A 23,384-nucleotide genomic window follows, 5' to 3' on the forward strand; every position below is an offset into this window, starting at 1 on the left:
GCTCGTCTCGGCCATCGCGTTGACGCTGGTGAACGCGCTGGCTCTGTGGGGCAAGGATGTGGCGCACCGAGGCGAGATCGCACTCCAGCTCATGACAGGCCTGGGGGCGGTGATCTGCGGTCTGGTCGTGGCGGCCCGCATGACCGGTCTGGAACGCCGGTGGCGGCTGCTGATGGTGGCCGGGATGACGGGCTTCCTCCTCGGGCAGATCCTGTGGTGGGCCGGCGACGGGGAGCCGACACCCGTCGGCGTCGTCGCCTACGTCACCGCTCCGCTGCTCGCATTCGCCGCTGTCCTCACGCTGCTGCGGGCCTCCGGGGGAGTGGGGACACCGTCGGGAGGCCGGCCCCGCTACACGTTTGTCACCACGCTCATCGACGGCATCGTGGCGGGATGCTCGTTCTTCATCCTGGTCGCCATGGGTGAGTTCGGTGTCGGCGAAGAACTCGAATCGCTGCCGCGGACGAGTATTCCGATCATCTCCGCCGGCTACGCCGTGACCGAACTGATCGTCATCGTCGCCGTCGTCGTCCTTGCGATGATCTACAACCCGGAACGTCCCGACCGGGCAAACTATCTGCTCCTGGCAGGCGGCTGCGTCGCCGTGGCGTCCTCGGAACGCATCGCCGCCTACTTCGCGTCGGTCAACGTGGACGCCGCGCTGTGGGCCGGGATCGGTTATGTGATCGGACCACTGCTGATCGCGTTCGCGATGCTGGATCTGTCCCGACCGCAGGCCGAGACCACCGCGGAGACAACGGGCATGGACTGGGCGCAGCTGCTGCTGCCCTACGTCGGCTTCCTGGGGACCGCCGTGCTCTTCGCGTTCCACGTGCTCATCGGCGAGGCGTTGTCGCCGGCGGTCATCTGGGTGACGGTCGTGATGGTGCTGCTGGTCGCCGTGCGACAGGTCGTGGCCATGCGCGCGCAATACCTGCTGACCCAGCGGCTGATCACCGCCCAGCGAGGCCTGGCCCACCAGGTCCTGCACGACTCCCTGACCGGGCTGCCGAACAGGCTGGCGTTTGCGCGGCGCCTCGACGCCGCCATGGTGAATCGCCGGTTTGTGCTGATCTTCGTCGACCTCGACGACTTCAAGGACGTCAACGACCGGTTCGGACACGCGGCAGGCGACGAGTTGCTGTGTGCGGTGGGTGAGCGGCTCGCGCGGTGCCTCAACGGTTCCGACACCCTCGCGCGGATCGGTGGTGACGAGTTCGCGATTCTGGTCGACGATGCCGTCGAGGAGCCGGAGGTCGTCGCGCACCGCCTGCGGGTCGCGTTGCGGGCACCGTTCTCCGTTCACGGCTCGTCGGTCCGGGTGCGCGCCAGCATGGGGCTGGTCCGTCCCGATCTGGACCCTGCACAGACCTCCGACGATCTGCTCAGGCAGGCCGACGTCTCGATGTATGCCGGGAAACGGCTGGGCAAGAACACTGCCGTCGTCTATCAGCCCCAGTCGGGGGTCCATGTGGATTTCCCGACCGCGCTGCGCAATGCGGGCACCGGCAGCCTCGCGGGATTCAGCCTCGTCTACCAGCCGATCGTGGAGCTGCCGAAAGGGCAGCTCGCCGCCGTGGAGGTGCTGTCACGCTGGACAGCGCCGAACGGGCTGCAGATCTCGCCGGAGACGTTCGTGGCGGTGGCCGAAGCGGCCGGACTGGGCGCCAAGCTCGACGCGCTGGTGTTGGAGATGGCGTGCGCCGAGGTCGCAAAGGCGGGACTGGAACTCGATATCCACGTGAACGTGGGCGCCGCCCGGCTGGGGAACCCGTCGTTCGAGGAGAACGTGCGTCGCGCCCTGGACACCTACGCCATCCCGCCGGAACGAGTGGTCATGGAGATCACCGAGACCGTTCCGATCGTGGATCTCGACGACGCCGCAGCGCAGATAGCGCGGTTCAGCGCTTTCGGCGTGCAGTTCGCTCTCGACGACTTCGGGGCCGGCTTCAACTCGCTGACCTACCTGCACGCCCTGCCGGTGCAGTTCGTCAAGCTCGACCGCAGTCTGCTGCTGGGCACCGACGAAGGGCGTGACTTCGCGATCTACCGTTCCGTGGTCGGCGTGTGCAGTGAACTCGGGATGTCGGTCATCGCCGAGGGCCTCGAAACGCCAACTCAGGCCCAGTCCGTTTTCGCCGCCGGATGCCATCTGGGGCAGGGGCACATGTTCGGGCGCCCCATGTCGATCGACGATGTGCGACTCGCCATGCTCGTCGGGGATGAATTAATCACTGGCCCGCGTTGAAACGCTCGGTATGATGGTTCATCCCGTCGAAATCGGCGGGGTTGTGCACGAAGTTTCACAGACAAGGGGCTGAACGGTTTCGACTTCGCGCATCGAATCAAGGGAAGCGTGCCGGTGCAGACAACTGACCACCGTAAGCGTCGTTGTAACCAATTAAGCGCCGATTCCAATCAGCGCGATTACGCTCTCGCTGCCTAAGCGAAGCTAATCCGTCAGACCGGGAGGGCCCTCGGCCCGGACCCTGGCGTCATCTAGAGGGACCCACCCACGGGTTCGGTCGCGGGACCCGTGGGGACATCAAACAGCGACTGGGATCGTCATCCTGACTTGTTCGCGTGATCAGGAGATCCGAGTAGAGGCATAGCGAACTGCGCACGGAGAAGCCTCGAGGGAATGCCGTAGGACCCGGGTTCGATTCCCGGCAGCTCCACCCAAGAAAGCTGGTCAGAGCAATTTTCTCTGGCCAGCTTTCTTTTCCGTCAACTGCTGCTCTGGGACTACCGGTCGTACTTGAATAGACATCGGACCGGCACTGGGTGACCTTCCGCTGACCCGTGAGCACGTAGCCAGGTGGACCGAAGCTCTCACCGGCGGCGGGCGAACCTCGTGTTGCCGGACTCGAACGCTATGTGGAGGAGCCGGCGGTGAGCCGGTCACGGTTCTCGATCGCCCAGCCCTGTAGTGAGGTCGAGGGGCGGCCGGTCACGAACTCCACGTCGTCGCGCACGGTGCCGATGTAGCCCATCCTTCCATCGATGACCTGTCGGGTGAATTCCACACCGGCGTCGGCGTACCACGACTCCACCGTCGTGCTGCCGTTGGCGATGGATGCCTTGAACTCTTCTGGCCCACGGATGTCACAGCGGATCTCTTGGCCGAGGACCTCGGAGAGGATGGCCGCCACCTCAGGGCCCGAGGCGACCTCAGTGGACAGCCAGTATTCTTTGCTGCCGTGTCGTACGGGGCCTTCCCGTAGCACTGTTGCGGCGACGGCCGCGATGTCGCGTGCAGCGATCCATCCGACGCGGCGGTCACCCCAGAAGACGGAGAAGGCACCGTCTTCGACCGGTGTCATGGACGCGAGCCCCTCCATGAACACGTTGGGGTGCAGATGTGTCCACTGCAGGCCGCTTCCTTCGATATAGCGTTCGATCATCTGGTGCCAGACGAAGTGCGGGTCGGTGACGTCCCAGTTGGCGAATACACCCTGATGCACGATGTGGCCGACACCTGCTTTGACTGCGGCGTCGACGAGTGTCTTGCTCTGCGTCAGCATGGCAACGGTGTAGCCGGTCAGCAGATACACCCGGTCCACACCGTGCAACGCGTGAGCGAAGGTGCTCGGATCATCGAGGTCGAGGCGCACCGCGTCACGTCCTGCGGCGCGCAACTTGTCGACCTGGTCGGGTTTGCGTGCGGCGTAGCGGACTCGGACGTCGCCTGGGTCGCGGTCGAACTCCGCCATGATCAGTCTGCCGACCTGGCCGGTCGTCCCGACGACGAGCACAAGGGGCTTCGTTGAATCGATGTCAGTTCCCACGAGTCAATCTCTCCGTTGGAGGTGTGCCGAACATCAGAGCAGCGACTCTGCCACCGAGGTCAGGACGGCGAGGTGGTCGTCCACGGTCGCCAGGCCGGCGTCCATGGTGCTGATCGAAACATGCGTCGCACCAGCGTCTTTCCACGCCGAAAGCTCGCGTGCCACGGCCTCGAGGTCGCCGGCGTAGACGATGCGGCCCTCCATGCCGATCGCCGCAGGGTCGCGGCCGGCGTCGAGCGCAGCCTGAGCAACGATGGCGCGCGCGTCGTCGAGTTCGGGTCCGGGCTCGATCAGCGGGAACCAGCCGTCGGCGATCCGACCGGCCCGCCGGTAACCCGGTGCCGATGCTGCGCCGATCCAGATCGGGACCGGGCGTTGCACCGGCAGCGGAGCGATGCCGGCTCCGATGATGCGGTGATACTCGCCGACGAAGGTCACGCTTTGCTTGCACCACAGGCGACGCAGCAGGTCGATCTGCTCGTCTGATCGTTCACCCCGGTTCGTGAAATCCTCTCCGAGCGCTTCGAATTCGACGGCGTTCCAGCCGACGCCGACCCCGAGTCGCAGACGGCCGCCGCTGAGCAGGTCCACCTCGGCTGCTTGTTTGGCCACCAGGACGGTCTGACGTTGCGGCAGAATGATCACCCCGGTGACGAGTTCCACCGTCTGGGTGACTGCGGCGAGGTAGCCGAACATGACCAGCGGTTCGCTGAACGTGGTGTGCACGTCGTATGCGCGGTCCCAGCCGGTGTGGACCTCTGGATCGGCGCCGACCACGTGGTCGTAGGCCAGGATGTGGTTGTACCCCAGTTCCTCGACGCGCTGTCCGTAGGCGCGTATGGCACCGGGGTCGCCGCCGAACTCGGTTTGGGGGTAGGTGACTCCGACACGCATTACAGGTCCAATGCTTCGGCGAGTGCGCGCAGGTTGGGAAGCGGGTCGTCGGTCGGCGCGTCGACGGCGACTTGCACCACCACGTGGTCGGCGCCGGCGTCCAGATGGGCGGTGACCGAGGTGGCCGCCTCCTCGGCTGTTCCTGTACCGACGAGGGCACGTGCCAGCCGATCGGACCCGCCGATCACCAGGTCGGTCTCGTCGAAACCTTGTCGCAGCCAGGAGTTTCGGTAGTTGTCCAGCCGCGAGTAGAGATCCAGGTGGTTGTGGGCGCGCCGCAGTTGGTCTTCGGTGCTGCCGCCGATGGCGATGGCTTGTTCGGTGACGATCCACCGGTCGGCACCGAGGATGGCGCGGGTGGTTCGGGTTTGTTCGGGCAGAACAAGATAGGGGTGTGCGCCGTCGGCGCGCTCGCCGGAGAGTTCGATCATCTTGGGTCCAAGCGCCGCCAGCAGACGCGTCGGTCGCGCGCCGGGTTCGAGGTCGGCCGGCACCGAGTCCATGGCGTCGAGATAGGTGCGCATCATCGCCAGCGGCTTGCGATAGGCGCCGCCAAGGGTGCCTTCGACATGGGGGGCGTGGCTGACGCCCAGGCCGAGGACGAACCGTCCCGGGTACAGGGCGGTGAGGATCCGGGCGCCGCTTTCGGCCATCAAGGGCAACCGCACGTGGATGTTGGCGATGCCGGTACCGACCACCAGGCGCTCGGTAGCACCGAGGATGGCTGCGGATTCGACCAGAGCGTCCTTGCCGCCGCCCTCGGGCATGAACAACGACCCGTAACCGAGCTCCTCGATCTCGCGCACCATGTTCTGCGCGTCGCGGATCGGCCAGGGCTCGCTGTTCCAGAACACGCCGACCTTGGACGAAAAATCGATGTTGCCAGGCTTCTCAGTCATCGTCAGTACCTCTGTTCATGGTTTAGGTGCACGCTCACAGGAAGATCGCGCGCGTCAGCCGGACGGCGTAGTCCGAATCAGGATTGGTCGTGCCGTCGCCGACGCGTTCGGCGATGGCCGCGATGGAGATGTCGCGGCGCTTGGGCAGCCGATCCTTCTCGGCCGTGGCGAGTGCATCGCCCATCTCCTCGCTGGTGAGGTCGGTGCAGTAGCACGGGGCCCCGGGTTGCTGACGCCACGACTCCGACAGCGGGCCGGCATCGAAGCCGTCGAACCCGGTCTGATCGACCAACGTCATTCCCAGCTGGCGTGCCGCGGCATCGTTGGCGGCGACCGGGATAGCGATACGGCCGGGCGTCCCGGCGGGTGCACCTTTCTCGGCGAATGATGCCGACCCGATGGCGTTCCACGCCTTGACGATTGGCCGTCCAATCTGCTCGGACAACCACACGCTCTCGACCTCGCCGTCGTCGATGGCTCGGATCCGCTCATCGCGCAGCGGGTAGTAGTTCGAGGTGTCAACGACAACCGCGTCGGGCGGTGCCGCGGACAGCGTCGATGCGAAGGCCGGCATGCGATTCAGCGGCATCGACAAGATGACGACCTCGACCTCGCGAACCGCGTCGGCCGCGTCGACGGCGCGTGCGCCGGTGGACAACGCTTCGGGGTCGATCGTTCCCGGACCACGGGAGTTGGCGATCTTGACGTCGTGACCCGCTGCGCTCAACTTGCGACTCAACGTCCGACCGATATTCCCGGCGCCAACGATGCCGATCCTCATACTTGCTCCCTCGTGGTTGTGTGTTTGTCAGTCGGCGGCCGGGTAGGCGAGGCCTTCGAGCGTGCGCCGAAGGTCGTGCAGGCCTGCGTCGTCGAGTTGACACGCTGACTTGATCTGGTCGGTGACGCCGCGGACCTCCGACTCGATCCCGCGCCCCGCTTCGGTCAGGTCGACCAGCACCCGCCGCTCGTCGGTGCGATCTCGTACCCGCGACACCATTCCGGCGGCTTCCAGGCGTTTCACCAGGGGCGTGATCGTGCCCGTGTCCATGTCCAATCGGGCGCCGAGCGCGCCGACGGTCTGGGGTGCTCCGTCGAGCAGCGCCAGAATGACCAGGTACTGCGGGAAGGTGAGTCCCAGCGGCTCGAGAAACGGCTTGTGTAGCCGAACCATCCGGTTCGCAGCACCGTAGAGCGCGAACGACAGTTGTTCACCGAGTCGGTCGTCTCGGCCCTTCGCCCTTGCCGTAGATGAATAGCCAGCGCGCGATTCCATAGTGCACTAGATGCTAGCACGATAGAAAGCACATACGAGAGCAAAGGGGCTGTTCGGCAGTCGTTGCGCAGGAGGCGTGCGCAGGAGGCGGACGCGGTCGTTGGGAACCATGCGTCGCTCTCCGTGCCACTTCTCGAACCCCGCGCCGAAGGCCTTTGTGTGCCGATCCTCGTCACCATGGGCCCGCCGTCGAAATTGATCAAATCCAATTACCCTGCGGTGGAACGGACTTCGTTACCGCAGTGATGCACGTCACAGCCTATTTGTAGACGGTAGTGCCATCCTGCGGCGACGATTTCCGTCATGACCAAAGCGGCGGAAGCGCCAGACGTTCCGAACGCGCCAGACGATTGCAAGCAGCTTGTCGTCGTCACAGCGGACTACGACGAAGAGGAAAAGCCGAACTACACGAGCTCCAAAGCCGTTCTCGAGTATTGGGAGCGCGACGTTCACAGACCTGCTGTCTGGCACAAGATCATCTCGGGAATAGCCGCCCAGATAGGCGAGAACGGGATGTGGCCGCTCGAAGACGTCGAAGACAATAAGTCGCGTACGCCGGAGGGAATCTTTTTCTGGGCCTCGCGTTCGGGCACACCCTGGAAGAGGACCTTCCGTTCCCCGTCCACGTCGAGTACCGGTGGGCCGATGCGGATGCGTGGTGGGACACCGGCATCGACTATTGGACTTTTCTTCTCGGCAAGGGCGTCCCTGAATCGGCATCGACGTACACCCAATGGGTCACATCGCGGAATCTGCCCGACCGCAATCCCCAGTGCGTCAAGAAATTCGGGGATGCTCTGCCCGAACGTGAGACCGAGTCGCTGGAACCTGAAGACCGGAACGCCAAGCCCGGCGAGGAACAGAACTCTGCCTACGACCTCGCGATCTTCGTCGACCACAACCCCACCAACACACCCGGCAAGAGCTGCGCGATCTTCTTGCACTGCACCGACGGGGTCAACAACAACACGGCAGGTTGCGTCCAAGTCAAGAAGACGGTTCTCGCCAATATTCTGCGCAGGCTGCAAACCGCGGGAAATCCACATCTGGCCGGAGTCATCGACGGCCAACCGTGATTCGCGCCAAGAGGTGACGAGGGGGCGCCGGGCAGTGCAACGATGACACCGCCCAGCGCGTGCGGCGGTGGACAAAGGCGACAGGACACTGTGAGTAACGCATCGAAACGCCTGGACGGGAAATCCGCGGTGATCACCGGCGCAGCGTTCGGCATCGGACGGGCAACCGCCGAAGCCTTCGCGCGCGAGGGGGCACGGTTGATCCTGACCGACATCCAGGGTGACCCTTTGTTGGCCGTGGCCGACGAACTGCGTGGCGCCGGTGCCGAGGTCGAGACTGTGGTCGGCGACGTCTCGGTCGAAGGGGACGCGCGCCGGATGATCGCGGCAGCGGTCGAGCGGTTCGGTCGACTCGACATCCTGGTGGCCAACGCCGGCATCATCCCGCTCGGCGACGTGACAGAGATGACGGTCGCCGACTGGGACGAGGTGATGGCCATCGATGGCCGCGGCATGTTCCTCACCTGCAAGTACGCGATCGAGGCGATGACGGCGGCCGGCGGCGGCGCCATCGTCTGTCTGTCCTCGATCTCGGGCGTGGCGGGCCAGAAGCGGCAAGCGGCCTACGGGCCCGCCAAGTTCGTCGCCACCGGGCTGACCCAGCATCTGGCTGTGGAGTGGGCGGATCGCGGCATCAGAGTCAACGCGGTCGCGCCCGGGACGATCCGCACTGAACGGGTCCAGCGACTGCCCGACGAGCCCGGAGGCTCCGAATACCTGGCGGCGATCGAGCAGATGCATCCGATGGGCCGCATCGGCGAGCCGGCCGAGGTCGCCAGTGCGGTCGTCTTCCTCGCGTCCGACGACGCCTCGTTCATCACCGGCGCCGTACTGCCCGTTGACGGGGGATATCTCGCGCAGTAGCGATGCACTCCTGCAGAAAACCCGAGGTCTGCCCGCCCGTCAATTACGCTTTTGCGGCATGGCGGATACTTCGTACGCGGCCTGCGGCGAGCTCAGCCTGGCGTATCAGGTCTTCGGCGACGGGCCGGTCGACCTTGTCTTCGTGGGGCCGATGGTCAGCCACATCGAGCTCTTCTGGACCGTGCCCGAATTCAAGTCGTTCTTCGACCAGCTCGCCACGTTCTGCCGCGTCGTGATCTTCGACAAGGCGGGGGTCGGCTTGTCCGATCCGGTCCCTCAGGTGCGCACACTCGACGACCGGGTGACCGAGATCGAAGCGGTGATGGACGCCGTCGGTCTCGATCGAGCGGTCATCTTCGGGATGAGTGAAGGCGGCGCGCAATCGGTGTACTTCAGCGCCAAGCGTCCGCAGCGGACGCGCGCGCTGATCACGTTCGGTGCTTTCGCCTACCTCATCGGTGGTGGGTGGGCCGACGTCGAGAAAGATCCGGCTGAGGTCTGCGCTCAGTTGTTCGGCGAGCTGGGGGAGAAGTACACGCCATCGGTCGAGCAGGTGGCGCGCCTTCAGGAATTCGGTCGGGTCGCCAAATCGGCTTGGGGCAGCGGCGGGACCGCCAAAGCCATGTTCCCGTCCGTTCGTTCGGTGCGGCAGCTCGCCGTGTTCGAGCGGATGAGTTCAAGCCCCGGGATGGCGCGGGCGACGCTGGAGTCGAACCTGCACATCGACGTAAGGCCGGTGCTACCAACGATTTCCGCGCCCACCCTGGTCGTCCACGCGCGCGCGGACACGATGCCGGTGCAGTGCAGCCGGTTCCTGGCCGACCACATTCCCGGCGCGCGGTATCTCGAAGTCGAGGGTGTCGATCACGCCCCCTGGTACACCGAGCCCGGCAGAGTGCTGGTGGGCATCGAGGAGTTTCTCACCGGAAGCCACGCCGCCCCGTCGCCGTCGCATCGCGCGCTGCGCTCAGTGCTGTTCACCGACATCGTCGCCTCGACACGGCGGGCCGCATCGGTGGGCGACGAACAGTGGCGTGCAGTGCTTGAGCGCTTCAGTCAGATCACCACCGAACTCGCGCAACGCTTCGGCGGCACTGTCGTCAAGAGCACCGGTGACGGCCATCTCGCCACGTTCGACGGTCCGACGCAGGCGATTCGGTGCGCCGAGGCGCTCCACATCGAGGCGGACAAGCTGGGAATCGACATCCGTGCCGGAATACACACGGGGGAGTGCGAATTGATGGACGGCGACATCGGCGGCATCGCCGTCCATATCGCCGCACGGATTCTCGGGCACGCAGGCGCAGGCGACGTGATCGTCTCGCGGACGGTCCGTGACCTCGTCGTCGGCTCGGGGACCAGCTTCGCGGACCGCGGAACCGTGGAACTGCGTGGAGTGCCCGGGGTTTGGGAACTTCTCGCCGTCGACCGCAACGGTCCTCGCGCGGGATCCTACGAAGCGGAGTTGGCCTCGACGCCGACTCCAGGTCCCCGGGTGTCGATGCAACCGGCGGACCGCGCTGTCGGCGCCGTCGCGAAACGCGCGCCGTGGATCCTGCGCGGAATGGCGCGCTTTTCGCACTCCGACCCCGGGCGCACCGCGGTCTGAGTCGCGGGCCGGGCAGGCATCGCGGCACGATGGAGCTGGTGAGAATGGACGCGTCGTTCCTCTGCGCGGGCTACGGCGCCGCGTCGCGCAAACGCACCATCCGGGTGGTGGAGCTCTCGTCCAGCTCGACGATGTCCGAGCGCGAGCGGAGGAAATCGCTGAAAGACCGGAAGCCCAAGGACTTTCGCTGAAGGACGGATCCATCCGCTTCATCTGAGCTTTGACCGCGGAGTTGTGCAGCCAGTCGGCGTCGTCTTTCTCCAGCCCGATACGCAGGGCGCGGGTCAGCAGCCCGGTCGCGGTGACCTGCGGATCCGGCGGTGCAGGCTCCTCGGGCGTCTCCGTCGACTCGGCGGCTTTGGCCCGCGAGGACCGCCGCTTCGGTGCGGGCTTCTCCTCGATGACGGGGTCGGGCTCGAATACCGGCACTCCGGGGAGCGCGTCGTAGGTGACGAATTCGTCGCACGCCGCGGCGAGCATCCGACTCGAGGAACCGGCCACCCCGATGCACACCACGTACCGGCCGAGGCGCTTGCACCGCTGCGCCAGCGCGATGTAGTCGGAGTCGCCGGCGACGATCACGACATGGGTCAGATCCGGCAGGCGGAACATGTCCTCGACCGCGTCCACAGCCAGCCTGATGTCGGCGCCGTTCTTCCCATATGCCGCCGCCGGGAACAACTGCACGAGCTCGACCGCGCGTCCGACGAGCTGGCCGCGGTAGCCCGCGTTGATCTCGGCAGACCAGTCGGCATACGCGCGAGTCAGCACCAACGTGCCGAAGGATGACGCGAAGTCGATGATGGAGCCGACATCGACGGTGGCGCGAGCCAGCCTGTCGCCGTCCTCGAAGTCTCTACTCTTGTCGCGCTGGAAGGAGTTGCGTCCGTTGACCTGGTCATATCGCGAAATCACGATGTTGTCGAAGTCAAGATACACCGCAACGCGGGTCGCGCCGTATTCCGTCACAACACCCAGTCTCATCGATGGAGGCCCGGCACAGTCGGTGTTGGCATCTCCAGCAGCGATTCCCCAAAGGCGCCCCTCATCAGTGTCGACCAGCGGAACATGGCACCGGTGAGCATGGCGACCCCCGAGCCGACCAGACATACCGTGTTGGCTGAGGCGGACGCCGCGGCCTACCATTCGCTGCGTCAGCGCCCCGTAACGCGTGCCGAGCGGTACGCCCTCGGGAGGAGCCTGCGCAAACGGGTGCCCCGTAGGACGCTCGCCGACTGGGCACCGCAGGCGGGCCGGCCCGACCCGATACGGCTCATCGAGGCCAGCCACCGCGGCAGGGTGGAGCGGCTGATCCCGGTCCGGGTGGGGCGGATGATCGCCTCGCCCTACGGCTTTCTCCGCGGCACGGCCGTGGTGATGGCCGAGGACGTCGCGCGGCTGCCGGCAACGGGGATCATGCCAGTCGTGTGCGGCGACTCGCATCTCGGCAATTTCGGCTTCTACGCCTCGCCCGAGCGTGACCTCGTCATCGACCTCAACGACTTCGACGAGGCGCACCCAGGCAGCTGGGAATGGGACCTCCGCCGGCTCGTCGCCAGCATCTGGGTAGCGGGACGCCACAACGGTGCGCCCGAGGAAGACTGCGGCGCGGCGGTGCGCTCCTGTGTGTCGGCGTACCGGGCGGAGGTCCGCAGGCTGGCAGACCAGCCGCTGTTCTCTCGGTCGTTCACCCGTCTCGATGTCGACCGGCTGACAGGCGAGACCGAGGGTCCGCTGGCCGACGAAGTCAGGCGGTCGGCCGAGAGGGCGCGCAACCGCACCAGCGACCGTGCGCTGCCTCGGTTCACCGAAGAGGTCGACGGGGTCCGCAGGATCATCGAGGAAGCGCCGCTGATCACCCGACTGCCTTCTCAGGAGGCCGACGCGCTGGCCGAGGCGCTCGACGACTACCTCCCCACCCTGTCCACACACTGGCGTCGCGTGCTCGGCGGCTACACCCTCCTCGATGTCGCACACAAAGTGGTCGGTGTCGGCAGCGTCGGCTTGCGCGCCTATGTGGCTCTGCTGGAAGGTTCTTCATCCGAAGATGTCGTGTTCTTGCAACTCAAGCAGGCCCGCCGATCCGTGCTGGCGCGCTACGTGCATGGTGAGTCCGCGTGGCACGCACATCAGGGTCAGCGGGTCGTCGAGTATCAGCAGGCGCTGCAGACGGTCAGTGACCCGCTGCTTGGTTGGACGACAATGAACGGTCTGCAGTTCTACGTGCGTCAGTTCCGCAATATGAAGGGCACCATCCCGTTGGATGCGATGCACCCGAAGGCACTGATCGATTACACGAGCGTGGTCGGCCAGCTGCTCGCCAAGGGCCACGCCAGAACCAGCGGCGCATCGATGATCGCCGGCTACATGGGTCGGTCGGACAAGGTCGACGACGCCCTGTGTACCTTCGCGCGCCGGTACGCCGACCAGACCGAAGCCGACCATGCTGCGCTGGTGGCCGCAGTCGACAGCGGCCGCATTCCGGTAGAGCGCGGAGTGTAGACCCGGCGTCACCGGAAATCGCCTGGGCGTAGCCTGAGTTCATTCCTATCCGAGGCGCGGCCGACAAACCGATCCGGGTGGCTGTGCTGGCGCCGATCGCGTGGCGCACACCTCCGCGGCACTACGGGCCGTGGGAACTGTTCGCGTCATTGCTCACCGAGGGGCTGGTGGCTGCAGGTCACCACGTCACGTTGTTTGCCACCGCAGACTCGATCACCACTGCCGAGTTGTCCGCCACCGCGCCGGGCGGCTGGTCCGAAGACCCGACGATCGACGCCAAGGTCGCCGAATGCCTCCACATCGCATCGGTGTTCGAGCGCGCCGACGAATTCGACATCATCCACAATGGGTTCGACTTCCTGCCGCTGACGTACAGCGATCTGGTCGAAACACCCGTGGTGACCACGATCCACGGGTTCTCCTCGGAACGGATCGTTCCCGTCTACACGCGCTACGGCAACAGCACCACCTATGTATCGATCAGTGATGCGGATCGACATCCGGACCTGCACTACTCGGCTACCGTGCACCACGGCATCGATGTGCGTGGTTTCGCGGTACATCCCTGTCCCGGTGAGCATCTGCTGTTCTTCGGTCGGATCCATCCGGACAAGGGAACGGCTCACGCCATCGAGGTCGCCCGCCGATGTGGTCGCAGGCTCGACATCGCCGGGATCATTCAGGATGAGGCGTACTTCCGTGAAGAGGTGGCACCGCACGTCGACGGCGAGCGGGTGCGCTACCTCGGCGCCGTCGACGCGAATGCGCGCGCCGAGGTGTTGGGAGGCGCGCATGCCCTGCTGCACCTGATCGACTTCGAGGAACCGTTCGGCTTCAGCGTCGTCGAGGCGATGGCCTGCGGTACACCGGTCATTGCCAACGCGAGAGGCTCGATGGGGGAGCTGATTGCCAACGGCCAGAACGGATTTCTGGTCGACGGCATCGAGTCGGCGGTCACCGCGGTCGCGGCGGTCGGTGATCTCGACCGAGCCGCGATCGCCGCGCTCGCCGCCGAGCGCTTCACCGTCTCGGCGATGGTCGACAAGTACGTCGCGGTGTACCGCGAAGTCCTCGGGGAGCGGAGGTGACCCCAGACGCCGAGTGGTGGAAGTCTGCGGTCGTCTATCAGATCTATCCCCGGAGTTTCGCGGATTCGAACGGCGACGGGGTCGGCGATCTGCGCGGCATCATCGATCGCCTCGAGTATGTGCGCGCGCTCGGGGTCGACGTCATCTGGTTGTCGCCGATCTACCGTTCACCGCAGATCGACAACGGCTACGACATCAGCGACTACTGCGATATCGATCCGATGTTCGGCACGCTCGCAGAGTTCGACACGCTGCTCACCACGGTGCACGGTCTCGGCATGAAGCTGGTGATGGACCTGGTGGTCAATCACACCTCCGACGAGCACCCATGGTTCGTCGAGTCGCGGTCGTCGCGGGACAACCCGAAGCGGGATTGGTACGTCTGGCGAGACGGTCGCAAGGGTGACGATCTCCACGAGGGCGCCGAACCGAACAACTGGGGCTCGTTCTTCAGTGGTCCTGCGTGGACGTGGGATCAGGCCACCGGCCAGTACTACCTGCACCTGTTCGACCGCAAGCAACCGGACCTCAACTGGGACAACCCGCAGGTGCGTCAGGCCGTGCACGAGATGATGCGCTGGTGGCTCGACCGCGGTGTCGACGGGTTCCGCATGGATGTCATCAACTTCATCTCCAAAGTCGACGGACTACCCGACACCCGGGTCGTCCCCGGGCAGCGCTTCGTCCTCGCCTTCGACGGTTTCGCGGACGGGCCCCACGTTCACGAGTACCTCGCCGAATTGACCCGCGAGGTGTTCGGTAGTCGCACCGGCGAGTACCTCACCGTCGGCGAGATGCCGGGCGTGACGCCCGAGCAGGCGCGGCTCTACACGGATCCGGCGCGCGGTGAGCTCAACATGGTCTTTCAGTTCGAGCACATGGCCGTAGACCAGAGCCCGACGAACAAGTTCGACTACGTCGGTCTGGACCTCGTCGCGTTGAAAGTAGCGCTGCACCGGTGGCAGGCGGCGCTGGCGGACTGCGGCTGGAACAGCCTCTACTGGAACAACCACGACCAGCCCCGCGTCGTGTCCCGGTTCGGCGACGACGACCCGGGCTGGTGGGCAGTCTCGGCGAAAGCGCTGGCAACGATTCTGCACGGCATGCGCGGCACGCCCTTCGTCTATCAAGGGGAGGAACTCGGCATGACGAACTATCCCTTCCGAATTCCGCAGGACCACAAGGACCTTGAGGCCGTCAACTATTACCGGAGCGTGCTTGCGCTCGGCGGCGACGAGCGTGCCGCGCTGGCCGGTATGGCAAGAGTGAGCCGCGACAACGCCCGGACACCGATGCAGTGGGACGCTGAACCGTGCGCAGGCTTCACGACCGGGGAGCCTTGGCTGCCCGTCAACCCGAACTACCACTGGCTCAACGCCGCTGCCCAAATCGACTCGCCGGAAACGGTATTCGCGCACTATCGGGCATTGATCCGGCTGCGCCACGAATTGCCGGTCCTGGCTGACGGCGATTTCACCCCGTTGATGGCCGACGACCCGCAGATCTGGGCCTACACCAGAACAGCCGAGGACCGAAAGCTGTTGGTGATCGCCAACTGCGGCCGCGCGCCGCGGACGGTCGACATCGACCCAGGATGGGTTTCGGCCGAATTGCTGCTCGGAAACCTGCCCGGCACTGCGCCCGCGTTGCTGTCGACATCGCTTGACCTGCTCGGGTGGGATGCGCGTATCTACTCGATCACCTGATGCCGCCTGACGGACCGCCGCACCATGGTGTTGCGATATGTGATCGCTGCAGTGTCAGGAGTTCGTCACCGAAACTTCGTCGGCTTCTGACACTCTGTGCGTGTGGACCTGATGTGGGGTGTGGTCGCGCTGACCGTCGCGACGTTCACAGTGCTGATCGCGGTACGCCGGGTCCTGACAATGCTGGGCGATGTGGTGTTCGCCCGGTATGTGGCCGTGGGCGGGCTGGTGGCGTTTTCGATCGACCGCGACGACTCCACCGATCTTGAGGGTCATCGCGACTACCGGGTGCGGTTCGAGGTCGGCGGACCCGGGGTATTCCACAACACCGTCGTGCAACTGATCGATGTGCCCGAATCCGCCGACGGTGTCGCGCAGCAACGGCCCGCATTGCGGCACACGATGGCCGCGGGGGACGCCCCCGTCGAATGGACGTTCCGACTCTGCGACGACGACGCCGAGGCGGCGTGGGTCATGGTGACCTGGGTGCGACCTTACCTGCAGGGGGTTGAATCCGAGGCGCTGGCCCAACGCCTTTGCGGCGGTTGGCTTTACGAGTGGCGCTGGTACTCCGAGACGAACCGCTACATCCGCACCGTGATCCGGTTCATCGCCCGCCGGTGGTCGGTTGCCGAACCGATGCGCGGGTTGCGGTTGTACGGGCGGTGGCGGCGAACCCATTCCAACGGCAGCGAAGATCTGCTCGGCCCGGCCGCCATCCCGCCACCGATGCGCTGAGCCGCGCACGGTGAGGTTGCCGCACAGACTCTGTGAAACCGCACTCATCGGGACCCCAGAAACCCGTTCCCGCAACCGTGATTACGCGCCGCACATGCGGGTAACCGCATCACAACAGACTTTGAAGGCTCTCTGGCCTGACGGGCAAACACTAACGAGAGCAGAGAAAAAAATGATCGGAACCATTATCGGCGCCGTTGTCGTCGGGCTCATAGTCGGCGCTCTGGCGCGTCTGATCATGCCGGGCAAGCAGAATATCGGTGTCATCATGACGGTGGTGCTGGGCGCGGTCGGCTCTTTCCTCGGGGCCTGGATTTCGTACAAATTGGGATATTCCAACCAGAACGGCGGATTCAAGATCATCCCGTTCCTCGTGGGCATCATCGTCGCCATGGCTCTCATCGCGGCGTACGTAGGGATCACCGGTCGGCGCAGCTCATCGAACAGACCGGTCGGATAACGGCCGCTGCCGGAGATTCCCGACGCAATGATGTTGAGCAACAAGTAATTTAGATCGACCGACAACCCGCGCGTTCCACGCCTGCCTCGCTGACGACGGCTGTGCCGAGAAGCACGGTCGCAGTTGCGTTATCGCCCGCAGCCCTCGACTTCCACGATGGCCAGATCCTTTGAGGGATGCGCCGCGTACGTGGGCGACGCGCGGGCGCCGCGACCTTTCAACAACAACTCGAGACAGGAATTTCACATGACAAACCGCGACACGGCGGACCAGGCCCGAAAAGGACTGATGGACTCGGTGAAGGGCAAGGCGAAGGAACTTGCAGGGGCCGTGACCGGCAATGACTCTCTGACCGCGGAGGGCCAACTTGAGCAGGCTCAGGCTCGGGAACGCAAGGAAGCCAACAGCGCCGAAGCGGTGGCCGATGCCGAGGCGGAGCAGGCCCGCGGGGAAGCCGCTGACGCGAGACTGGAAAGCACGCGGGAGCGCGCTGAGCTGCAGGCTGAAACGGCGGCGCTCGAGGAGTCCATACGAGTCGAGCAGGCCGCGCAGAAGCGTGCGGTGGAGACTGCCGAAGCAGAGGAGGCCGCCGCGGCCACAGCGCAGGCCGAACTCGTTGCTGAACGTGAGATGAAACAGGCGGAGGCTCAGGAACGCGTCGACATCAGAGCGGCCGCTGACGAAGCATCCCAGGCGGAAGCCGAGCGGCAGACCGCCGAGCACATCGCCGAGAACGCCCACGACGAAGCAGACCGGATCAGGGCGCGCGCCGCCCGTCTGACCGACGAAGCCGACCTGCCTTGAGCACCGGCGCGACACAGGAGTCAACGATGAAGATCACCACAGTTCCCTTCGCAATTCTAGGATTTCAGTACAAGATCGCCAGGTTCCCGCTCGATCTGATTGAAGACGGGGTGATGGCTCGTATGGAGTCGGAGGCTCCCGCTCGACTGTTCTACGAGCGCATGTTGGGCATGCTCGACGCGGCTGTCGGCAGCGCGCTGGGGGATCCGCGCCTGCGCCAGCGTGGCGCGGCGATGGCCGAGCGTAGCGACGCGCTCAGCCGGGCCGCCAAACTCGACGCGGCGGCAACGACGAAGCAGCTGCGCGCCGACGCTGAATTGAAGTTCAAGAGCGACAAGGCAATCAAAGACCAGAAGCAGGCCAGCGATGACAAGGAACACAATTTCCGGGATGCGCAGATACGTGCACAGGAACGGAAGGAAGATGGCGGGGAGTCCGCTGACAAACGCACAGCGGCAGCAAAGAAGCAGGTCGATGCGAAGGCTGCCACACGCGCCAAGTCGGTGAAAGATGCCAGGCGCGTCGAGCAGTCCAGAATTCAGGCAGAGGAGAAGAAGGCCACCTCGGCGGCCGAAACCAAGCTCGACAATGCCCGGAACAAGAGCCAGGTAGCCGAAAGTAAACGGGTACAGGCTGATCGACTTGAACAACTGGCCGATACCGAGAAGCTCGATCGGCGGGCACAGCGAGTCACCGACAACCGCTGACAGGCGGCGGAGCGCGAGTGGACAGTCGCCCGAGTTTGGTACGCAAAGATGGCTGGGTGACTTCTGCGCGTCTGGCCGCGATCGTTTGGATTATGGGCGCCACCGTCTATCTCGGCAGTGAGGCGGTCTCCGCGGCACGCGCCGGCGGCTACAGCTACGCCGGCGACTTCATCAGCGACCTCGGCGTGGTCCCGGTGATGAACATCGGGGGATTCATCGTCCACGGGGTGCTGTTCCTGGTGGGCGCCCTCGTGATCGCCGGGGCGGGCGCGTGGGGGAGCGGCGTCGGGCGGGCCTTCGTCGCTTCGGCCACCGCGAACATGGTCGGCAACGTCATGGTCGGCCTGTTCCACAGCGGGACGGCCCAGGCGCAATGGCATGTTCTCGGAGCGGGATTGGCGATCCTCGGCGGCAATGCTGCGGTGATCACCGGCGGCATCGGCAGCCGGGCATTCGGTGCCGGCCACGGCTTCCGCCGAGCCAGCATTGTGCTGGGCAGCTTCGGCATCATCTGCCTGGTCGTCTTGATCGCCGACGCCGCCGACGGCTCTCATGCATTGCCGCCCGGCGTGGTGGAGCGCGGTTCGGTGTACCCGATCATCGCGTGGGAACTACTGGCGGCGGCGGCACTCATCGTTCGCGGGGCGGACGCCCGGCGCAGCTAGTATCCCCGTCACGGCGCGCAACATCACCGCGCGGTGGGGGTCGAGGGCTTTGCGCGGTACCGGGACGAGGAGACAAGCGGTTGGCTTCGGGATCAACCCGGCTGCTGCTCTGTCGTCGACGAGGACGCCGGGGTCTCGGCCAGTTTGCTCACGGCGAAGTCGGCGGCCTGCATCACCAGACCGTCGGAGATGTAGCGCGCGTGGGCGCCGAGGTCGTTGCCTGCCGAGCAGACGAAGTCGTTGGGTACGCACAATTCGATGGTCTTGGGCTGATACAGCGGACCGATGGTCACGGGCGGTTGCTTGATCACGTCCATGAACCGGTTGGACGGGGTGCCCAGCAACGCGACCGCCGCGACGTGGTCGGCGATGGTGGCGGGCATCGGTTGGGGCACCTGCGACGCCGAAACCCCGTCCGGGATCAATTCCGTTGTGACGAAACCCATGACGGCCGCGCCCTGCGAATAGCCGCCGAGGATCAGCTTGGTGTCGGGGCAGTTCATCGCGATCTCCTGCACGTGCGTGCTGGCATCGGAGACGCCCTGCACGGCGGTGGGAAAGTCAGGGCTGGCCGGGTAGTCGACCGCGTACACCCGGACCGATTTCCCGCTCAGCCTGGCCTGCAGATCGTCGACGAACGCCTGGCCCATCGCGCCGAGGCCGGGAGCTTCGGTGGTGCCGCGCGCGAACACGACTTCGACGTCGGGGCAGCCAGGAGCAGTGGGGGCTGTCAGCGGCGCGGGCACGACAGGAGGCGGCGGCGCAGCCGGATCGGGAACGGGCCCGGGCGCCGGTGCGGCCACCGGGCCAGGGGCGGGGCCGACGCCCGCCGGCCCTGGTGCCGGCGGTGCGACGGGGCCGGGTGCAGGCTGGGCGACAGCGTGCGGCGCGGCAAGAGGCGAGAGCATCACGGCGACGGCGACAGCGAGGCCGGGGCGTGTGACATCAGTTAGACAGGCTTTCAGTCCCACGTTTCGATGGTTACACAGTTGCGGCACGGCAGCACGTCCAGGAGCAGTCTGTTACGCATCCGCATTCAACGAGTGTTCGCCGCCTACGTCCGATGCGGCGTGGTGAAGATGCGCGTGAACAGGCTTTACCCTTTTCAGGTGACAGCGATCGACCCCGACAAGCTCCGCACGTGTCTGCAGGTGCTCGCCGACATCGAGGGGCTGCCTCCCGAGCACCCCGATTCCGTCGCCGTGCGCAGGGCCACGGCGGGCGTCTTCAAAGCGGTGAAGAAGGCCCGCCGGACCGCCCGACGCGATGCGGTGGCTGCCGCCGACCGCGCCGTCATCGCCGCCACGGCCACCGGCGCGCCCGGCCGCATCGACGACGAGACGGCAGGCCTGCCGCTGGTCTCCACGGCGCCGGGTGCCACCGCGGGCACCCTGCTGCGCTCCCGCGCCTGCTACATCTGCAAGAACCACCACACCGTCGTCGACGCGTTCTACCACCAGCTGTGCCCCGACTGCGCCGCGCTGAACCGGTCGAAACGCGACGCCCGCACCGACCTCACCGGCCGGCGTGCCCTGCTCACCGGTGGTCGCGCCAAAATCGGCATGTACATCGCGCTGCGACTGCTCCGCGACGGCGCGCACACGACCATCACGACCCGGTTCCCGAACGACGCCGTCCGCCGCTTCGCCGCGATGCCGGACAGCGCCGACTGGTTGCATCGGTTGCGCATCGTCGGCATCGACTTGCGGGACCCGGCCCAGGTCGTTGCGCTCGCCGACAATGTGGCCGCGCAGGGGCCGTTGGACATCCTGATCAACAACGCCGCCCAGACGGTGCGCCGATCGCCCGGTTCCTACGCGGCGCTCGTCGAGGCGGAGCGCACCCCGCCGCCGGAACTCGTGGACGTGGTCACGTTCGACCGGGTCAGCGATGCCCACCCGTCGGCTCTGGCGGGAAGTCTGGCCGAGCATCACGCCCCGCACGCCGTCACCGAGTTGGCGCTGGCCGCCCGCAGCGCATCCCCGGAGCGGATCGCCGCGGGCACCGCGATCGACGCGGGCGGCCTGCTGCCCGACACCGCGTCGGTGAACAGCTGGACCCAGCGCGTGCACGAGGTCGACGCGCTGGAACTGCTCGAGGTGCAGCTGTGTAATCAGACCGCGCCGTTCATCCTCGTGAGCCGGCTCCGTCCGTCGATGGCCGCCGCAGCGGCACGCCGCACCTACGTCGTCAACGTCTCGGCGATGGAAGGCCAGTTCAGCCGCGCCTACAAGGGGCCCGGCCACCCGCACACCAACATGGCCAAGGCCGCCCTGAACATGCTGACCCGCACCAGCGCGGGGGAGATGCTGGAGAAGGACGGCATTCTGATGACCGCCGTGGACACCGGCTGGATCACCGACGAGCGGCCACATCCGACGAAGCTGCGGCTCGCCGACGAAGGTTTCCACGCGCCGCTGGATCTCGTCGACGGGGCAGCCCGCGTGTACGACCCGATCGTGCGCGGCGAGGCGGGCGAGGACCTGTACGGCTGCTTCCTCAAGGATTACGCGAAGAGCAACTGGTAGGCCACGAGGTCAGTCGACGGGGTTCCTGCGTGAGACGATCAGCGGATCGGCTGGCGTGAAAGGGAATTGAGGCAGCTCGTCGATGTGGGTGTTGAACGCGGCGGCGAGAACCTCGCGCGAGTACGCGCTCGCCGACGCGCGGTAGCCGATGTCGGCGGGGAACGGCTGGTCGAAGAAGATCAGGAAATGCCAGTCGTCGGTGCCGATGTTCTCGATGTGGTGCGGGTACGCGCGAGGGATGAAGTACATATCCCCGGTCGTCATCGTCCAGGTATCCAGCGTTCCATCGGGATTCATGATGGTCATGCGGGCGTCGCCGTGGCGGACGTAACCCATCTCGGCTGTCACCGGGTGCCAATGTGGTTCGCGCATACCTTCTTCGGTGACGCGCAGTGAATACATCGAGATGTCCTTCAGCGCAGGCCAGTACTGGCTGCGCGCGAAACGGGCGTTGCCGCTGACGTAGTTCAGGCCGGGCTCCTGGGCCTCGATGTCGAACTTGTGCGGATTGCTGAAGTACGCGGTGCCGGGGATCTCGGGGGCGCCGCTGCGGGCCGCGAGTTTGTGATCGCGGGTGTCGCGGCGAATCTTGGCCAGATCCGAGGACGGCAGGTCGTAGGTGTTGCCCAGGACCGCGTCGGAGAACGCTCCGAGTGTGGCGCCGAACCCGAAATCCTCGGGCCGCTCGTTGCGGAAGGCGATGATGAACTCGGCCACGTCGTCGCCGATGTTCTCGATGTGGTGCAGCGACCCCGATGCCGCGTGGAACATCTGCCCCGCGGTGACGACGAACGTCGAGAACGTGCTGCCGTCGTCGAGGATCGACACGAGCGCGGTTCCAGAGACGCAGTAGGTGAGTTCGTCGGCGTTGGCGTGCCAGTGCGGCGTCCGCATCGCGCCGGGGTTGAGCAGAACGCGCTTGATCGACAAACCCTTGAGGATCGGCAGGTTGTCGGCGGTGACGCGTCGCATGGAGCCGAGGTAGGACTCCTCGACGATCTCTCCTTCGTGCAATGACGTTGTGTGGCTGCTGTGCGCGAACGACGTTGTCATGTTGTCCTCCTGACCGGTGGGCTCCGTCGAAGGTGACTCTTCTCCCTCGAAGGTGCGCTGTCATGGACGTTGGCCACGCCTTCGTGCTACCTGCTGGCGGTAATCAGATCCGCAGTCTCAGGGATTCGAGATGCTGCCGGGCGTCGGCGGGGATCGGCGTCGGTCCGTCATCGTCGAGCAGGACCAGGACGGTGTCGCACAGGCTGACGCACGCGTCGCTGTGGAACAGCCCCGTCGATGCGACGAACGAGGTGCGGCCGACGTGGCCGATGCCGATCGCGGTGTCGATCACCGATGGCCACGGCGCTTCGCGCAGGTAGTGGACGACGATCGTGGATGTGACGATGCGCAGGCGACGTTCAGTCCGGTCGTAGACGTTCGGGAAGACCTGCCGGTTGAGTGTCGCGCGGGTGTTCTCATGCAGTGATTCGAGGGCCACGTTGTTGAGATGGCCGTTGGCGTCCATGTCGCCGAACCGCGCGTCGATGGGTTGGCGGACCGGATACGACGCGACGTCGAGTCGCGCGGGGTGCGGCCTCGGCACCGTGCTGATGAATGGGCTCGGTCCAGAATCCATCCGCTCAAAATAGCCGCGCTGCAGGACTTTCCTCGCGGTCCCAGTGCGATGGGGCAGAATTGCGCAGGTGACGATCCCGCCGCGACGACCCGGACAGCCTGGCGGGCGCGGCCCTGGGGGCCCGCCGCCTGATCCTGCGACGCGGCGACT

At 65.8% G+C, this 23,384-nt stretch carries 20 protein-coding genes, 1 other RNA gene and 2 pseudogenes; 13 read left to right on the forward strand and 10 right to left on the reverse strand.

Annotation, left to right across the window (positions count from 1 at the left end; all coding sequences use genetic code 11):
* The first annotated feature begins 28 nt into the window (after positions 1 to 28).
* Both P9A17_RS07865 and ssrA read left to right on the forward strand, forming a co-directional pair.
* Positions 29 to 2,248 carry an EAL domain-containing protein gene (locus tag P9A17_RS07865; protein ID WP_278037992.1) on the forward strand — a complete coding sequence of 740 codons (2,220 nt, stop codon included), beginning with the start codon at positions 29 to 31 and terminating at the stop codon, positions 2,246 to 2,248.
* Between the two features lie 65 nt (positions 2,249 to 2,313).
* Positions 2,314 to 2,681, forward strand: a transfer-messenger RNA (tmRNA) gene (ssrA, locus tag P9A17_RS07870).
* A gap of 192 nt (positions 2,682 to 2,873) precedes the next feature.
* Here the strand turns inward: ssrA and P9A17_RS07875 are convergent.
* The 6 genes and pseudogenes from P9A17_RS07875 to P9A17_RS07900 all read right to left on the reverse strand — a co-directional run bounded on the left by P9A17_RS07875 (position 2,874) and on the right by P9A17_RS07900 (position 7,927).
* Complete coding sequence (locus P9A17_RS07875; RefSeq protein ID WP_278037993.1) at positions 2,874 to 3,788, reverse strand: NmrA family NAD(P)-binding protein; 915 nt, start codon at positions 3,786 to 3,788, stop codon at positions 2,874 to 2,876.
* Positions 3,789 to 3,821: 33 nt separating this feature from the next.
* Positions 3,822 to 4,682 carry an LLM class F420-dependent oxidoreductase gene (locus P9A17_RS07880; RefSeq protein ID WP_278037994.1) on the reverse strand — a complete coding sequence of 287 codons (861 nt, stop codon included), beginning with the start codon at positions 4,680 to 4,682 and terminating at the stop codon, positions 3,822 to 3,824.
* Positions 4,682 to 5,581 (reverse strand): TIGR03620 family F420-dependent LLM class oxidoreductase, encoded by a 900-nt coding sequence (locus tag P9A17_RS07885; RefSeq protein WP_278037995.1) that lies wholly within the window; start codon positions 5,579 to 5,581, stop codon positions 4,682 to 4,684. Before P9A17_RS07885 ends, P9A17_RS07880 begins: the two co-directional genes overlap by 1 nt.
* Before the next feature lie 34 nt (positions 5,582 to 5,615).
* A pseudogene (locus tag P9A17_RS07890) lies at positions 5,616 to 6,365 on the reverse strand (NAD(P)-binding domain-containing protein); the annotation flags it as partial.
* 24 nt (positions 6,366 to 6,389) lie between these two features.
* Positions 6,390 to 6,857, reverse strand: coding sequence for a MarR family transcriptional regulator (locus tag P9A17_RS07895; protein WP_278037996.1), 468 nt, complete (start codon positions 6,855 to 6,857; stop codon positions 6,390 to 6,392).
* A 449-nt stretch (positions 6,858 to 7,306) separates the two neighbouring features.
* Positions 7,307 to 7,927: a hypothetical protein gene (locus P9A17_RS07900; RefSeq protein WP_278037997.1), complete on the reverse strand. Its 621-nt coding sequence runs from the start codon at positions 7,925 to 7,927 to the stop codon at positions 7,307 to 7,309.
* 96 nt (positions 7,928 to 8,023) lie between these two features.
* Here P9A17_RS07900 and P9A17_RS07905 point away from each other — a divergent pair, with 96 nt between their 5' ends.
* Positions 8,024 to 8,797, forward strand: a complete 774-nt coding sequence (locus P9A17_RS07905) for an SDR family NAD(P)-dependent oxidoreductase (protein ID WP_278037998.1) — start codon at positions 8,024 to 8,026, stop codon at positions 8,795 to 8,797.
* 58 nt (positions 8,798 to 8,855) lie between these two features.
* On the forward strand, positions 8,856 to 10,406 hold the full coding sequence (locus tag P9A17_RS07910; RefSeq protein ID WP_278037999.1) for an adenylate/guanylate cyclase domain-containing protein: 1,551 nt from the start codon (positions 8,856 to 8,858) through the stop codon (positions 10,404 to 10,406).
* A gap of 70 nt (positions 10,407 to 10,476) precedes the next feature.
* Here the strand turns inward: P9A17_RS07910 and P9A17_RS07915 are convergent.
* Positions 10,477 to 11,390 (reverse strand): annotated as a pseudogene (locus P9A17_RS07915) (NYN domain-containing protein).
* Positions 11,391 to 11,489: 99 nt separating this feature from the next.
* On the opposite strand from P9A17_RS07915, the gene P9A17_RS07920 reads away from it, so the two are divergent.
* From P9A17_RS07920 to P9A17_RS07955, 8 genes are all read left to right on the forward strand, one after another.
* Entirely contained in the window at positions 11,490 to 12,908 is a 1,419-nt protein-coding gene (locus tag P9A17_RS07920; protein ID WP_278038653.1) for a DUF2252 domain-containing protein, read from the forward strand.
* A gap of 77 nt (positions 12,909 to 12,985) precedes the next feature.
* A complete protein-coding gene (locus tag P9A17_RS07925; protein WP_278038000.1) occupies positions 12,986 to 13,996 on the forward strand; it encodes a glycosyltransferase family 4 protein in 1,011 nt (336 codons plus the stop codon).
* A complete protein-coding gene (locus P9A17_RS07930; protein WP_278038001.1) occupies positions 13,993 to 15,702 on the forward strand; it encodes an alpha-glucosidase in 1,710 nt (569 codons plus the stop codon). The genes P9A17_RS07925 and P9A17_RS07930 overlap by 4 nt, the downstream gene beginning before the upstream one ends.
* Positions 15,703 to 15,804: 102 nt before the next feature.
* Positions 15,805 to 16,440, forward strand: a complete 636-nt coding sequence (locus P9A17_RS07935; RefSeq protein ID WP_278038002.1) for a hypothetical protein — start codon at positions 15,805 to 15,807, stop codon at positions 16,438 to 16,440.
* Between the two features lie 172 nt (positions 16,441 to 16,612).
* Entirely contained in the window at positions 16,613 to 16,900 is a 288-nt protein-coding gene (locus P9A17_RS07940; protein WP_278038003.1) for a GlsB/YeaQ/YmgE family stress response membrane protein, read from the forward strand.
* Between the two features lie 246 nt (positions 16,901 to 17,146).
* Positions 17,147 to 17,704, forward strand: coding sequence for a CsbD family protein (locus tag P9A17_RS07945; RefSeq protein WP_278038004.1), 558 nt, complete (start codon positions 17,147 to 17,149; stop codon positions 17,702 to 17,704).
* A gap of 26 nt (positions 17,705 to 17,730) precedes the next feature.
* Positions 17,731 to 18,411, forward strand: a complete 681-nt coding sequence (locus P9A17_RS07950) for an IF2 family translation initiation factor (RefSeq protein WP_278038005.1) — start codon at positions 17,731 to 17,733, stop codon at positions 18,409 to 18,411.
* 56 nt (positions 18,412 to 18,467) lie between these two features.
* Positions 18,468 to 19,076 carry a DUF998 domain-containing protein gene (locus tag P9A17_RS07955; RefSeq protein WP_278038006.1) on the forward strand — a complete coding sequence of 203 codons (609 nt, stop codon included), beginning with the start codon at positions 18,468 to 18,470 and terminating at the stop codon, positions 19,074 to 19,076.
* A gap of 92 nt (positions 19,077 to 19,168) precedes the next feature.
* Here P9A17_RS07955 and P9A17_RS07960 read toward each other — a convergent pair whose 3' ends face one another.
* Positions 19,169 to 20,047 (reverse strand): cutinase family protein, encoded by an 879-nt coding sequence (locus P9A17_RS07960; protein WP_278038007.1) that lies wholly within the window; start codon positions 20,045 to 20,047, stop codon positions 19,169 to 19,171.
* Between the two features lie 138 nt (positions 20,048 to 20,185).
* Between P9A17_RS07960 and P9A17_RS07965 the strand changes: the two genes are divergently transcribed.
* Positions 20,186 to 21,604 carry an SDR family oxidoreductase gene (locus P9A17_RS07965; RefSeq protein ID WP_278038008.1) on the forward strand — a complete coding sequence of 473 codons (1,419 nt, stop codon included), beginning with the start codon at positions 20,186 to 20,188 and terminating at the stop codon, positions 21,602 to 21,604.
* Positions 21,605 to 21,613: 9 nt separating this feature from the next.
* Here P9A17_RS07965 and P9A17_RS07970 read toward each other — a convergent pair whose 3' ends face one another.
* Together P9A17_RS07970 and P9A17_RS07975 are read right to left on the reverse strand one after the other, a co-directional pair.
* A complete protein-coding gene (locus tag P9A17_RS07970) occupies positions 21,614 to 22,657 on the reverse strand; it encodes a cupin domain-containing protein (protein WP_278038009.1) in 1,044 nt (347 codons plus the stop codon).
* A 103-nt stretch (positions 22,658 to 22,760) separates the two neighbouring features.
* The gene (locus P9A17_RS07975) at positions 22,761 to 23,234 is read right to left on the reverse strand and encodes an acyl-CoA thioesterase (protein WP_278038010.1); all 474 of its coding nucleotides are present in this window, start codon (positions 23,232 to 23,234) and stop codon (positions 22,761 to 22,763) included.
* Between the last annotated feature and the right edge of the window lie 150 nt (positions 23,235 to 23,384).

The organism is Mycobacterium sp. 236(2023) (assembly GCF_029623955.1).
Classification (GTDB): Bacteria; Actinomycetota; Actinomycetes; order Mycobacteriales; family Mycobacteriaceae; genus Mycobacterium.

Excerpts from the sequence above, each read along its gene's own strand:
- P9A17_RS07880 (WP_278037994.1), bottom strand. The coding sequence starts at position 4,682 with ATGCGTGTCGGAGTCACCTACCCCCAAACCGAGTTCGGCGGCGACCCC.
- P9A17_RS07885 (WP_278037995.1), bottom strand. The coding sequence starts at position 5,581 with ATGACTGAGAAGCCTGGCAACATCGATTTTTCGTCCAAGGTCGGCGTG.
- P9A17_RS07895 (WP_278037996.1), bottom strand. The coding sequence starts at position 6,857 with ATGGAATCGCGCGCTGGCTATTCATCTACGGCAAGGGCGAAGGGCCGA.
- P9A17_RS07910 (WP_278037999.1), top strand. The coding sequence starts at position 8,856 with ATGGCGGATACTTCGTACGCGGCCTGCGGCGAGCTCAGCCTGGCGTAT.
- P9A17_RS07920 (WP_278038653.1), top strand. The coding sequence starts at position 11,490 with ATGGCGACCCCCGAGCCGACCAGACATACCGTGTTGGCTGAGGCGGAC.
- P9A17_RS07940 (WP_278038003.1), top strand. The coding sequence starts at position 16,613 with ATGATCGGAACCATTATCGGCGCCGTTGTCGTCGGGCTCATAGTCGGC.
- P9A17_RS07945 (WP_278038004.1), top strand. The coding sequence starts at position 17,147 with ATGACAAACCGCGACACGGCGGACCAGGCCCGAAAAGGACTGATGGAC.
- P9A17_RS07950 (WP_278038005.1), top strand. The coding sequence starts at position 17,731 with ATGAAGATCACCACAGTTCCCTTCGCAATTCTAGGATTTCAGTACAAG.
- P9A17_RS07970 (WP_278038009.1), bottom strand. The coding sequence starts at position 22,657 with ATGACAACGTCGTTCGCGCACAGCAGCCACACAACGTCATTGCACGAA.
- P9A17_RS07975 (WP_278038010.1), bottom strand. The coding sequence starts at position 23,234 with ATGGATTCTGGACCGAGCCCATTCATCAGCACGGTGCCGAGGCCGCAC.